Raw genomic sequence first — 12,050 nt, 5'->3', positions numbered from 1 at the left:
CAATAAGTTCAGGCGGTTTGTTTGCCGAGCAGGCCAGTAGGACGAACGGTCAGGATCAGCATGACCAGAACGAAAATGGCAATGTCCGAAACGTTGCCGCCGAAATATGTGCTACCAAGGCTTTCGGCAACCCCAATGAGTATGCTGGCCAAAGCGGCACCGGGAATGCTGCCAAGACCGCCAAGAATCACGACGATGAAGGCTTTGAGCAGCGGTGTCTCGCCGATGAATGGCGAAACCGAAAAGAGCGGTGCCATCAATGCCCCTGCGATTGCCGCGAGTCCTACGCCGATCCCGAACCCAAGCGGATAAACGAGTTTTGCGCGAATGCCTTGAACCGTGGCCACTTCCATATCCTGCACGACGGCGCGCAAAGCGCGCCCCCACCGGGTCCAACCGAGAAAGCCATAGAGGACAATCAGTACCGCGAGTGAGAATCCGACCACGACGAGACGTGAGATGGGTAAGGTAATTGGCCCCAGTTCGAGCGATCCATCGGCTACAGAAGGCATGAATTGTGGGTCCGGACCGAAGGCAATCAACGCTAGGCTTTGCAGTACCATCGCGAGGCCTATTGTCGCGATCATGCCGTTCAGTTCGTCATGTCGGAAAGGTTTAAGAACCAGCCACTCGACAATCCAGCCGCCAATCACCGCGAGCACAAAGGTCGCTCCTACCGCTATAGGGAAAGGTACAGACCAGTGCGAAACGAACAGCCATGCAGCGAACGCGCCCAGCATGTAGAACTCGCTGTGTGCGAAGTTCACTATCCGCATCACGCCAAACACAAGTGTGAAGCCAACGGCCATCAACAGATATAGCAGGCCAAGGATAATTCCATTGCTCAGCGCCTGCAGTAAGGTGCCGGTCAGATTCATAATGTCGGATCTCCGCAGGTGACTATTTGTCGGTGAAGTTCACTGGCAGGCTTCGAACGTACAACGGGCTCGAACTACTTCCTGCCCGTCTTTGATCTCGGAAATATAGAAAGGCGCCGAGATCTGATGATCGATGCCATATCGGGTTTTGCCGACCCAGCTAAGCTTGCCGAGAATGCCCTGATAGTCTTTCTCTGCTTCAAGGGCGGTCTTTACACGCGTTGTATCGGTCACCGTGCCTGCCTGCTGCATCGCCCTGAACAGCATGTGTGTTTCGTCGTAATACGCCGGGCTGAATCCGTTCATCCGTTTGCCATATTTCTTCTGATAACGGGCGCTGTAATCCTGGATGGCGCGGCTGCCAGGGTCGAGGGGAGAGTTGACGAGGATGCCATCAGCGACGTCTTTACCCGTCACAGCAACTATCTCGGCCGTAGCCGGCCCACCAGTACGGACAATATTCCCTTTGAATCCAAGTTCACGAGCCTGCCGGACGATCATGCCTGCCGTAGCTGGGGAGTTGCCGTTCAGGTCGATCGTGTCAACACCCGCGCCTATAACGCGTGTGAGTAGTGGCACCATATCCACTCGTTGACGTTCAAAAAATTCCTTTGCGCTAAGTTGCACGCCAGCGTGGGCATACGACTTCTCCAGGTCATGAGAAATCTGCTGTCCTGATTCGTCATTCGGGAATAGGGCTCCGACCTTTTGGATGTGCTTCGCCTTGACGAGCCAGTCGATCTGGGGCTGGGAAGTCTCTTCTGTCGTCGGGACCGGGCGGAACACGTTCGGCTTGTCCGAGCCAAGCGCTCTGGGTGTGAATGTCAAAGTGAACACCAGAACCTTGTTACGCTCAGTAATAGGTGAAATAGCAAGCAACGGCGCGCCGCCAACTGGGCCCATGATGTACTGCACTTTGTCTTCCGACACGAGTCGATTGGCGGCGGTGACAGCTTCGTTAGCCTGGTATTTGTCGTCGTAAGGCACGATCTGCACCTTGTATTTCTTTCCGCCGACGTCAAGACCTCCCTGTGCGTTGACATCGTCGGCAGCTAGTTCCGCACCGTAAAGGATCGCCTGTCCCCAACCCGAGCCTGCGCCGGAGAGAGTGACAATGGCACCAATCTTCAAGGTTTCCTGCGCGTAAATTGAGGGGGCGGTAGCAGCAATGACACTGCCAGCAAGAAGAGCGAGAGGGATGATGCGAATCGACATGCAAGGTCTCCTGAATCTGTTATTCATTTCAAAAAACTGTCGACTCAAGTCCGCATAGGTGCGGGCCTTCGATATCGTCGACAAAATCAAAATCTCTCCACGGCCGTGCTCGTCAAACGGCAGTTGGCGGTCAGCAGAAGGTCTGCGTCAAAGCGTGTGACGCAATTCCTCAGTGAGCTGACGGCACCGGCCAGTTGGCGCAGGCAGCTTGTCCGCGACGCTGCTCACGGAACCGCGTGTGCTTGGCGCGATCGCCGCCGCAGCATTAGCGCATACGTTTTTGCTGCACGTGCAGAACAGATGACGGCGCTGTGCAGCATCTTCGGAAAATTAAGGGCTCTCGGTGGTCTACCTAACAGATCTTATGGTCTGTCTGACAGACCGAAAAGCAACTTCAATGTGGCGAAGTTTCCAAGGTTTGTACGGCCCATGTCAAGAATGTATGATGCAGGGTTTTCACTGACTCGCAATGAAGAAACGGTATTTAAATCATAAAAATCAACGGCTTATAGATAATATATTCATTTTTTCTATGGCGATGATATGAGATTTGACTGATGAAATCACGACGCCTTCGATTGCACGCACACCGATTCGTGTATACATTGTGTCGACTTGATGATGTGTGCAGAGCTGTAGACCGCCGCGACCGCGTTGCAGCAATTTAAGGAGACGGGTGTGTTAATCAATGAAACAAAAACAATCGCGAAGATTCGCTGGCGTCTGGTGACGTTGCTGATGCTTTCATATTTCGCTGCCTACCTTGATCGCGTAAATCTGAGCTTTGCAGCGCTATCGATGAACCACGAGTTGGGCTTTTCAGCGTCGGTGTTTGGCGCTGGAGCGGGCATTTTCTTTCTCGGGTATGTACTGTTCGAGGTACCGAGTAATCTCGCGCTTAGTCGATTCGGTGCTCGCCGTTGGTTTGCGCGAATCATGCTCACGTGGGGAGTGATTTCGCTCCTTTTCGTTTTTGTCCGGAGCGTGCCGGGATTCTTTGGATTGCGCTTTCTGCTCGGCGCCGCCGAGGCGGGCTTCTATCCGGGCGTCATTCTGGTGCTAACCCGATGGTTTCCCGTTAGCTATCGGGCACGTATGGTTGGCTTTTTCTCCATGGCATTGCCGGTGTCTGCGGCAATCGGCGCGCCTTTGTCAGGTCTGATCCTTAATCTGCATGGGTTAGCCGGATTGAGCGGCTGGCAATGGCTCTTCATTATCGAAGCGCTGCCTTCGTTCGTCATGAGCGTGGTCTTGCTGCGCACGCTCGCCGATTCTCCCGAGAAAGCCGGTTGGCTTTCGGATCAAGAGCGCAAGTGGCTTACGCAGAAGCTCTCTGAAGAGCGTAAGTCGTTGCCGCAGTCTGGCGAGCATCGCGGTGTTGCTCGTGCGTTGCGCAATCCGCTCGTTTGGCTGTTTGGTTTTGTGTACGCGGGCATTGTTGCAGCGAACTATGGCGTCAGTTTTTTTTTACCGCAGATCGTGCGCGCGTTTGGTCTGTCGGTTTCAATGGTTGGAGTGATTTCCGCTCTTCCGTCTGTCGCTGGCGCGATCGGACTTCTTTGGTGGGGCGCTCGCTCCGATCGGCTGCATGAACGGCGTTGGCACCTGCTGATTCCGGGGATCATCGTAGTGCTAGCGTTGGTGGTGGTAGCGTCTACCGACTATCCGCCCGTGCGCCTCGCTGCGCTGATCGTCTGCGGATTTGGAGCGTTTGCCAACGTCCCCGTGTTCTGGACGCTGCCGCCCTCCGTGATCTCTGACTCTGAAGTCCCTGCCGGTATTGCTGTGATCAGCTCGATCGGAAACGTCGCTGGTTTTGCCGCTCCCTACGCGGTCGGAGCGTTGAAGGAACTCACAGGCACTTTCGCAACCGGCATGTTGGCATTGGCCATTTTCATTGCGCTCACAATTTGCGTCGGTGCCATCATTTCGCGTCCGCGCACTGCAACCCGTGGAATGATAGGCGAGGCGACGCCATGAACCTCTCTGTAAGTAGAGCGATTGCGGAGACCGCATGGTAGAAGTGCTGACAATTGGCGGCGACTATATGGCTTGGCGGTGTTCGTGCTGCAGGAGTTGGCTGCACGGCTTTTTATTGGAGTTCGTGCAGGCCGCGGACTTCTACGCGCTCGCTTCCCACCGCGTGCTCGCGCTGATATTTGGCGTTTCGACATCGCCAGACTGGGCACCGGTATGAGGCAGTTCTGGCGTGTGCAGTCGCCGGATCTGTTCGGGTTCCCGCGGTTGAGGAAGCTAGATGCGGCATTCTCGCTTTGGGTCGTCTCAGCCGTGCGCACGACGGTGGATGCAATTACGAAAGCGATTCATTTTCTCTTGCGAGATGTTACTTGCATTACTGTATGCTTTACGGGTTCATGTTATGTTTCGCAGCGACCTGTGTGGCAACGGGGTATTATTGTCCGTTCGATTGTTGGGCTACCTACGCGGCGATGAGCGTTCCAGTGAATCCGGGTGTATTCGGCGACGTCGACGCTGATTGTCGAATCATTGGATTTGTTGCGGTTCGACGTGAGACGGTTTCCATTGCACGACGATCCGGGCCGACAACAATTCCATAGGTCTTTCATTGCGTTACTGCAGTTGACTTCGGCAACAGGATCGTGTTGCTTGCATTGCATACCATAGCCACCGTGCCGAATGCACTCGCTATTCATTTGGGTTTCGTGGTTGCATTGTTCGCGATACTGCCATTTAGCAAATTCTCGCGTGGTGTTTTTCGCAGTGCTGGATTGCTGAAGTGAGCGGTCGAGAAGCGTAAGTTTGTAAAACCGAAGGTGGTCCGCGGTCGGGGCGGTCACGGACTCATCTATAAACCACGAGACTTACAAGTTTCCTACAATTGCGCTAGCGAAGCATGTGGTCAAGCTCTCTGGAAAAGATTCATTGAATTTCGACGACTCTGCATCTCTCGACGATCCTTCACTTCCTCGAAGTGAATTCGTCTACCGTAAGCTACGCGAAGCCATTCGCGACGGGTCGCTCACGGCCGGTGAACGCATGCGTGAAATCGATCTCGCAAAACAGCTTGGCGTGAGTCGCACACCTGTGCGTGAGGCGCTTGGCCGTCTTGAGGGAGAGAACCTTGTGACCTTCGACGCCACCCGAGGCATGATCGTCACACGGATCAGTATCGAGGAGGTCCATGAGCTGTACGCTATGCGTGAAATACTGGAAGGTGCGGCAGCAGCGTTAGCTGCGCGATTTGCAACTCCGGTCGAGCTTGCCATGCTTCGCGAGATTGCAAATCGAGATGAAACGCTGCTCGATAACGTGGCAGATCTCGTTTCGAACAACAGGCTTTTCCATCAGACGCTTCACCGGAGCGGGCACAATCGATATTTGCTAAAGACATTAAATTCGATTCATGGATCTATCGATTTGTTGGGTCCGACTAGCCTAACTATTGATGGTCGGGCGCCTGCGGCGGAAAGGGAGCATCAGGCACTGGTTGCTGCGATAGAGCGTCGCGATTCGCGCGCTGCAGAGGAAATGGCGCGCTCGCACGTTAGGGCATCGCTACAGGCCAGACTGAAGCGAATGGGCCAGTGAAGTTGTCTTGTTTAAGCATGATTGACTGCATGGGATCGGACACCCGCGTTTCGTTATGGATCGCGTTCCGACTCCTGTCCTCAGATGTGCTGCGCGCGAGTATTGTCGCTTTCAGTGGGGGAAGGCGACGCAGCACGCGGATGGCTTCGGACCGATCAGTGGGCGCCCCCCCAGATGCCAGGACCGGTGATTCGCATCGCGCCAAATCCGAGCTGCCTGATTTCCGTGTCGCCGCCAATTTTGAAAGTAGGGTGTGGGATATTCATGTTCGCCTTTACTGCTTGTGTTTGAGCGATGCACTACTCGCCGGGACACGGATAGTGCCGCTTGGAAGCTGGCCGTCCCGGCCTCAGCATTTTCGTCAGAGACACCTAAGGCATCCGAAGCAAATAATCTCGGCTTGACATATGGCCGTGAGTGACCGATCAGCTCCCTGTGAACTGCCGCAAATGTCTGCCTCGCGGTAGCGGATACCTTATGCGGCAGTGAATCGCCTCCTTTTGCGCCTGGGCCAGATGCTTGCCGATGCTGGCTGTCAGAGTCAGCGCCGCGACTTTGCAGAGAGCGGCGATCCAACCCAGGTTGTCCATCGAGGTGAAACTCAGTGTCAGGGAACCGAGTGCGGCCCCGAGCGAATAGCTGAGATACATGAACGAAGCGTTCAGCGACAAGGAAATTGGCGTGCCGCGCAGGCCGGCAATGTTGGTGCCCCCTGCTTGTTGCGCGGGGTAGAAGGGCCAGTGCGCAATGCCCCAAGCCACGACGCCGCTCAGAACGGGGAACGGCGCCAACGTCGTGGGCACCCAGTGCACGCTCGCCGACAGGAGTGAGAACGCGAGGATTGTCACGCTCAGGCAGGGGATGATTACGCGGCTCGGACCGAGGCGATCCACTGCGTTGCCGCCGATGGCCGCCGCAACGCCCTAGGTGAGCAGGACGTAGCCGCCCCGTGCAACGGCGTGGTCCTCGCGACAAATGGCGCAAGGTACGTGTAGATCGTGTAGGCGCCCGTCGCCCAACGCGTGGTGGCGAGCAAGTTCATCAGAATGACCGGCTGGCGCGCGACCTGGATACGCTCGCGCAGCGTGGCAACCGGCAATCCAGCACCGATGCTGCGCGGCAGGCCGAGCAGCAGATCTGCCGTGGCCGCGGCGACCAGGATGTGCGCCGGCATCAATTCCCAATAGCTCTGGGCAGCCAGGCGATGATGTTCGCCACCGTGAAGGCAGACAGCGACAGGATCATCAGCGTGCGCCGATGGAGTGCGCCAGTCAGCGTCGCCAGGACCGGCGAGCTGAGTGCGTAAGCCAAGGCAAATACCGTGACGAGCTGGCCCGTGGCGACAATGCTGGTATGCAGGTCTGCGGCAATGTCAGGCAGCAGGCCGGTAATCATGAAGTTCGGGTGCCGACCGCGAACGTTCCTGGCGCCGGCCAGCAAAGTGGTGCAAGAGAAATAGGCTGGCCGCGGAGGTCATCGTGTGCTCCGGCTTACGCTGCTATCGTGTCGTCGCTATAGAACGGGTAGTCGGTATAGCCGACGTCTGTGCCACCGAAGAAACTGGGGCGGTCATACGGGTTCAGCGGCAACTGAAGGCGCAGGCGCGCAGGCAGATCAGGGTTGGCGATGAAGTCGCGGCCGAATGCAACGAGGTCGGCATCACCTGCCTGCAGAATGGCTTCCGCTGTGTGACCCTTGAAGCCGCCGGCAGCGATGATGATGCCTTTGTAGTGCTTGCGGATCAGTTGCGCGGCGACCGGGTTCGGATCCTTGCTCTCGTCATCCACATTGCCTTGCACACGCGGCTCTATCAGATGCAGATAGGCCAGGTTCAGCTTGGTCAGTTCTTGCGCGACGTAAGTGAAGAGGGCGGTCGGGTCGCTGTCGGACATATCACCAAAACTGCCGCTCGGGCCGAGGCGCACGGCCACGCGATCGCTGCCCCACACCGAGATGACGGCCTGGGTGGCTTCGATCAGGAAGCGGGTGCGGTTTTCGAACGAGCCGCCGTAGATGTCGGTGCGCTTGTTGCTGCCGTCCTGCAGGAACTGATCGAACAGGTAACCATTGGCGGCGTGCAGTTCGACGCCGTCGAAGCCGGCCTCTTTGCCGCGAATCGCGGCCGTACGGAAGCTCTCCACCAGCTCGGCGATTTCGGGGATGGTCAGCGAGCGGCTCGGCGTGTTCGGAATCCAGCCTGCTTCGGTGTAGGCAACGCCACCGTGCGGCACAGCGGAAGGCGCCACCGGCTCCACGCCGCCCGGCTGCAACTGGCTGTTGGACTGGCGCCCGGCGTGATACAGCTGCAGGAAGATGCGGCCGCCTTTGGCGTGCACGGCATCTGTAACCTGCTTCCAGCCGGCAATCTGGCTGTCGTCATAGAGGCCAGGCGCACCGAGGTAGCCGTTGCCGTTGGCTGCTGCGATGGTGGCTTCACCGATCAGGAAACCGCCTTCCGACGTGCGCTGGGCATAGTACTCGGCCATCAACGGGCCGGGCCGGGCGCCTTGTTCGGCACGCATGCGGGTGAGCGGAGCCAGCACTACACGATGGGCAAATTGGTAAGGACCGACTTTGACTGCGGAATGAAGTTTGGACATGACTTCCTCGAGATTGGTGGCTGGTGACGCTTTATCAATGGCGGGCTTTCGACCTCGACGAACAGTGTATGGATGGATCGGGATAAGAAAAATAGGCTAGGGTTCCGAACATATGGGACAAAAACATCCGAAATTGGTCCGTTCGCTGCAGCCGGCTGACTGCGCCATCGTGGATATGTGGAAGCGCATCGGCTGGCATAGTCCCGGAACGGGTACTGCGTTGCCGCTGGCACGGAGTAGTGCGCTGTCGAATGGGTTGCACCCGATTTGCGGACTTCAGAGAATAAGGCTAAGGTATCCGTCATATGGGACAAGTGTGTCCTTAAATGACATCAGGATGCAGGGATGGACAGCCTCACCGGTATTTCGGTATTCGTGCAGGTGGCGGAAACCCGCAGTTTTACGGAGGCGGGGCGTTTGCTCGGCGTATCGTCTTCGGCGGTCGGCAAAAGCGTTGCGCGCACCGAGACGCGCCTCGGCGTGCGGCTCTTTCACCGCAGCACGCGCAGCATCACGCTGACGGCCGAAGGGGCGTTATTCCTGGAACGGTGCCGGCGCATCCTCGGCGAGTTCGAAGCGGCGGAAGCCGAACTGTCCGATGTTGCCGGCAGTCCGCGCGGCAGATTGCGGATCAGCACGCCGCAACTGTTCGAGCTGATCATGCCGGCGCTGGACGGTTTCATGCTGCAATACCCGGACATCGAACTCGACGTCGATCTGTCCGATCGTATGGTGGACATCATAGAGGAAGGCTTCGATGCGGTCATACGCACGGGCGAGCAGCACGACTCGAGGCTGGTGTCGCGGCGCCTCGGCTCCTGCGCCCAGGTGCTGGTCGCTTCGCCCGGCTATCTCGAGAAGTACGGCGTACCTAAACATCCGTCCGAACTCGTTAAGCACGCCTGTCTGCTGCATAAATTTCCCGTGAGCGGCAAGCTGGAGCGCTGGCCGTTTCGACTCGCTCCTTCGGAGGCGGAGCCGGAGTTGCCGCAAACGTTCGTTGCCAACACCGTTGAAGTGCTGGGCTTTCTGGCGCTTCAGAACAAGGGGCTCGCCTTCGTGCCGACCTTCCTGGTGCGCGATGCTCTGGCGAGCGGTGCGCTACAGATCGTGCTCGATGATTTTATCGACCAGACCGTCACCTTCTGGATCTTGTGGCCGGCAAACCGTTACGCCTCGCCGAAGCTGCGCGTCTTTATCGACTACGTCAGCGAGAACCTAAGGATCTGACCCGCAGGGGCGGCAAAGAATGAGCTAGAAAACCGCGACACACGACTGAAGTATCCGAAATGATCGGAACATCAGCCTGTTTATCTCCAATCGCCTGAACTCTACTATTGGCCTGTCGCTGCACAGATGGTCTGCGCAGCGTCAAACTGGAGAGTTCTTGTGAACAGTATCATCAGTCGAGCTACAGGCTCCGGCAAAATCAGGGTCGGCGTTGTTGGGCTCGGCAACTGGTCGGAATATGGGCACCTGCCTTCGCTGAAACTGCTGCCGGAATATGAACTGATCGCCGTGTACAGCCGCAGCGCGGAAAAAGCGGCAGCGCTGGTCGAGCGGCATGGATTCAAATACGCGGCAGCCTCGTTGCAAGAGCTGGTGTCGCATCCGGAAGTCGATCTCGTCCTTGTGTTGACGCCCGCGGTCCAGCACGAATAGGGCATTCACGCGGCCATCGAGGCGGGTAAAGACGTCTACTGTGAATGGCCGCTGACGCCGAGCACGGAGTTGTCGAAAGAGCTGCTTGCGCTGACCGACAAGGCGGGCGTGCGCACCGTCGTCGGTCTGCAACGACGGCTCAATCCGGGCTACCGCTATGTGCGCGATCTGCTGGAGCAGGGCGAGATTGGCGAAGTCCGTTCGGTGTGCCTGCACGTGAGCGTCGAGTACTTCAGGCGTGAGCGGCCCGCTTCACTGTATTTCACGATCCCCGAAAAGAACTTCTCCAGCCTGCTGTCGATATACGGCGGCCACTTCCTGGACGCCTTGTTCACGACGATGGTCGGCTATCCTCAGAGCCTGTCGGCGCTGACTGTCAATCAGTTCAAGGAAGTCACGCTGATAGAAAGCGGTGAAACATTCCCGCATACGAGTGCGGACCAGGTCGTGCTGGCGGGCACTTTCGCCAATGGCGCCGTGCTGACGGTCCATATCGAGGCCGCAAAGCGCAATAGTTTCGGTATGCAGCTCGACGTGACAGGCAGCAAGGGCGACGCGAAAATCTGGAACACCACCAGCTTCGGCGATGCCTTCAACCGCATCGAAATCGCGCGGGGTGACCGCCAGTCGCTGATCGAGTTGACGATTCCGGCGGAATATGAACGGCTGGCGCCACGTGAATTTGGCGCGAGTGTGCTGGAATCGGCGAATCTGTCAACTGGTTGCGGGCTTCACTCTAGCGCAATCGGGATGTGGAGAGGTGATGTGGGGTGAGTGCAGGGGCGGTTCGAGTTGTGAAAGATTAATGAGCCGGGCGTTGAGACGTTCGTTACGGATAATCCAGGCTTCGACAAGGTGACGCGTGTGGAAATGCCGTACCGGAGACCGGTACAAGCTAGAGCAAACGCGTTTGACTCGCCGGACTCCGACTGTTTTGAGCACCGTTCTCCGCCTTCCGTCGGTCACGGATACCATCTTCCAGTGGTCGAGCTTTCCGAGGGAAAGGAGGTCACGTTCCTGGGACGGAGTACGTATGACAAGTTGGATGACGCCGGCGTCACACTCATCCCTGTTCTCATCGTCGAGAACAGCGGGCTAATGCCGAAAGCTCCTGATTGATAAGTTCAGCGTCTTTGGCCTGAATTACTCCGGTGCTACCATAGTAAGATACGGCATGGCGCATGCATTTCGATACTGCATTCAAGGTGTAATGCGCCATATGCCGTCGGAGGGGCATGGCCGGAATCTATAAATCAGGCCAATGAATATACGCAGCGCTTTCGCCTCTCGGCGCTCAGGACAATATCTTTGCCCGGTGCGTGTGGCAGTGCGGCATGTGCAAGTTCAGACAGCAAGTGCACGATGCGAAAAAAGGCAATCTGTTCGGATTCAGTAAGCATGTATAGCTCCTTTAGGGTTCCGCTGTGTAGCATCGCCTTTTAAACGGTCATCACCGCGTGACCGAATTATTTTGTGCCTCGCTCTTGAAGGTGAAAAAAGGGCCCCGAGGTATGGCGAGGCGAGCAATTTGGCTTGTCACTCCTATCGAGGAAAGGCACTATGGCGAATTACACTGTGCGAGTTGAGTTAATCGGAGTTGACCGTGATGCGGACAAGTACGAAAAACTCCACGATGAAATGAAAAACGAAGGATTTTGGCGGACCATCTCACTCGACGCCACTGGCTTTAAGTTGCCTCCAGCCGAATATAGCAAGATTACCGATGACACCAAGGCGTCCGTGCTGGATGCAGCGAAAAATGCCGCTACGAGTGTCATGGGAAGCGACAAGAAGCACCGTATTCTGGTAACCAGGTCGGAGGAGCCGCGCGCGCAATGGAACCTCGAGCCGAAATGACTTTGAACGGCTCGAATCGAAGCTCAGGGGGGCCGAAAGAAAGTTCTGCGGCCAAACTATCAAGCATCTCCTTCTTGACCGTTGTTTTGAAGGTGCAGAAATCTGCACATTCAGACTGTGTTCGCGGAGGAAGCCGTTGCCCTGTCGAGGGGGCGAAGTTACCGCCGCGACCAGAGGGTGTAAAAAGTTTTGTGTAAACGGTCATTTGGCAGGAGACTGCCAGCAACAGGAGCATAGATGACCGTAGCGAAACGCAATAAAAGAGAGA

Annotated in this window: 14 protein-coding genes; 7 read left to right on the top strand and 7 right to left on the bottom strand. The window is 56.8% G+C overall.

The genetic code is table 11. The features are described 5' to 3' along the window. Positions 1-8 precede the first annotated feature (8 nt). Both BM438_RS42710 and BM438_RS42705 read right to left on the bottom strand, forming a co-directional pair. Positions 9-878, bottom strand: a complete 870-nt coding sequence (locus BM438_RS42710; protein ID WP_093647282.1) for a branched-chain amino acid ABC transporter permease — start codon at positions 876-878, stop codon at positions 9-11. A gap of 39 nt (positions 879-917) precedes the next feature. Next, complete coding sequence (locus BM438_RS42705; RefSeq protein WP_093647280.1) at positions 918-2,093, bottom strand: ABC transporter substrate-binding protein; 1,176 nt, start codon at positions 2,091-2,093, stop codon at positions 918-920. A 654-nt stretch (positions 2,094-2,747) separates the two neighbouring features. Here BM438_RS42705 and BM438_RS42700 point away from each other — a divergent pair. The 3 genes from BM438_RS42700 (at position 2,748) to BM438_RS42695 (ending at position 5,663) form a co-directional block, all read left to right on the top strand. Beyond that, positions 2,748-4,073: an MFS transporter gene (locus BM438_RS42700; RefSeq protein ID WP_244179604.1), complete on the top strand. Its 1,326-nt coding sequence runs from the start codon at positions 2,748-2,750 to the stop codon at positions 4,071-4,073. A 34-nt stretch (positions 4,074-4,107) separates the two neighbouring features. Then, positions 4,108-4,290: a hypothetical protein gene (locus BM438_RS45220; RefSeq protein ID WP_143131866.1), complete on the top strand. Its 183-nt coding sequence runs from the start codon at positions 4,108-4,110 to the stop codon at positions 4,288-4,290. A gap of 707 nt (positions 4,291-4,997) precedes the next feature. Then, complete coding sequence (locus tag BM438_RS42695; RefSeq protein WP_244179603.1) at positions 4,998-5,663, top strand: GntR family transcriptional regulator; 666 nt, start codon at positions 4,998-5,000, stop codon at positions 5,661-5,663. 425 nt (positions 5,664-6,088) lie between these two features. Here BM438_RS42695 and BM438_RS46000 read toward each other — a convergent pair whose 3' ends face one another. The 4 genes from BM438_RS46000 to BM438_RS42685 all read right to left on the bottom strand — a co-directional run bounded on the left by BM438_RS46000 (position 6,089) and on the right by BM438_RS42685 (position 8,263). Beyond that, positions 6,089-6,556, bottom strand: coding sequence for an MFS transporter (locus BM438_RS46000; protein ID WP_208620817.1), 468 nt, complete (start codon positions 6,554-6,556; stop codon positions 6,089-6,091). Further along, positions 6,529-6,837, bottom strand: coding sequence for an MFS transporter (locus tag BM438_RS45995; protein ID WP_208620816.1), 309 nt, complete (start codon positions 6,835-6,837; stop codon positions 6,529-6,531). The genes BM438_RS46000 and BM438_RS45995 overlap by 28 nt, the downstream gene beginning before the upstream one ends. After that, entirely contained in the window at positions 6,837-7,058 is a 222-nt protein-coding gene (locus tag BM438_RS45990; RefSeq protein ID WP_208620814.1) for an MFS transporter, read from the bottom strand. Before BM438_RS45990 ends, BM438_RS45995 begins: the two co-directional genes overlap by 1 nt. A 95-nt stretch (positions 7,059-7,153) precedes the next feature. After that, positions 7,154-8,263, bottom strand: a complete 1,110-nt coding sequence (locus BM438_RS42685) for an alkene reductase (RefSeq protein WP_093647275.1) — start codon at positions 8,261-8,263, stop codon at positions 7,154-7,156. A gap of 345 nt (positions 8,264-8,608) precedes the next feature. Here BM438_RS42685 and BM438_RS42680 point away from each other — a divergent pair, with 345 nt between their 5' ends. The 3 genes from BM438_RS42680 (at position 8,609) to BM438_RS42675 (ending at position 10,699) form a co-directional block, all read left to right on the top strand. Then, entirely contained in the window at positions 8,609-9,493 is an 885-nt protein-coding gene (locus tag BM438_RS42680; protein WP_093647273.1) for a LysR family transcriptional regulator, read from the top strand. A 159-nt stretch (positions 9,494-9,652) separates the two neighbouring features. Beyond that, positions 9,653-9,925 carry a Gfo/Idh/MocA family protein gene (locus BM438_RS45985; RefSeq protein ID WP_208620808.1) on the top strand — a complete coding sequence of 91 codons (273 nt, stop codon included), beginning with the start codon at positions 9,653-9,655 and terminating at the stop codon, positions 9,923-9,925. 69 nt (positions 9,926-9,994) lie between these two features. Beyond that, entirely contained in the window at positions 9,995-10,699 is a 705-nt protein-coding gene (locus tag BM438_RS42675; protein ID WP_208620801.1) for a Gfo/Idh/MocA family protein, read from the top strand. A gap of 479 nt (positions 10,700-11,178) precedes the next feature. On the opposite strand, the gene BM438_RS45810 is transcribed toward BM438_RS42675, so the two are convergent. Beyond that, positions 11,179-11,325, bottom strand: a complete 147-nt coding sequence (locus BM438_RS45810; RefSeq protein ID WP_167378546.1) for a hypothetical protein — start codon at positions 11,323-11,325, stop codon at positions 11,179-11,181. Positions 11,326-11,485: 160 nt separating this feature from the next. Between BM438_RS45810 and BM438_RS42670 the strand changes: the two genes are divergently transcribed. Continuing rightward, on the top strand, positions 11,486-11,782 hold the full coding sequence (locus BM438_RS42670) for a hypothetical protein (RefSeq protein WP_093647271.1): 297 nt from the start codon (positions 11,486-11,488) through the stop codon (positions 11,780-11,782). Positions 11,783-12,050 lie beyond the last annotated feature (268 nt).

Origin of the sequence: Paraburkholderia aspalathi, assembly GCF_900116445.1 — a bacterium.
GTDB classification, from domain to species: domain Bacteria; phylum Pseudomonadota; class Gammaproteobacteria; order Burkholderiales; family Burkholderiaceae; genus Paraburkholderia; species Paraburkholderia aspalathi.
Note: the sequence above shows the minus strand (reverse complement) of the source record. Positions and strands in the feature narration are given on the sequence as shown.

Bases quoted from the DNA above. Each gene is read 5' to 3' on its own strand.
- BM438_RS45990 (WP_208620814.1), bottom strand. From the start codon at position 7,058: ATGATTACCGGCCTGCTGCCTGACATTGCCGCAGACCTGCATACCAGC.
- BM438_RS42670 (WP_093647271.1), top strand. From the start codon at position 11,486: ATGGCGAATTACACTGTGCGAGTTGAGTTAATCGGAGTTGACCGTGAT.
- BM438_RS42680 (WP_093647273.1), top strand. From the start codon at position 8,609: ATGGACAGCCTCACCGGTATTTCGGTATTCGTGCAGGTGGCGGAAACC.
- BM438_RS42710 (WP_093647282.1), bottom strand. From the start codon at position 878: ATGAATCTGACCGGCACCTTACTGCAGGCGCTGAGCAATGGAATTATC.
- BM438_RS45220 (WP_143131866.1), top strand. From the start codon at position 4,108: ATGGTAGAAGTGCTGACAATTGGCGGCGACTATATGGCTTGGCGGTGT.
- BM438_RS45810 (WP_167378546.1), bottom strand. From the start codon at position 11,325: ATGCTTACTGAATCCGAACAGATTGCCTTTTTTCGCATCGTGCACTTG.
- BM438_RS42685 (WP_093647275.1), bottom strand. From the start codon at position 8,263: ATGTCCAAACTTCATTCCGCAGTCAAAGTCGGTCCTTACCAATTTGCC.
- BM438_RS42705 (WP_093647280.1), bottom strand. From the start codon at position 2,093: ATGTCGATTCGCATCATCCCTCTCGCTCTTCTTGCTGGCAGTGTCATT.
- BM438_RS45995 (WP_208620816.1), bottom strand. From the start codon at position 6,837: ATGCCGGCGCACATCCTGGTCGCCGCGGCCACGGCAGATCTGCTGCTC.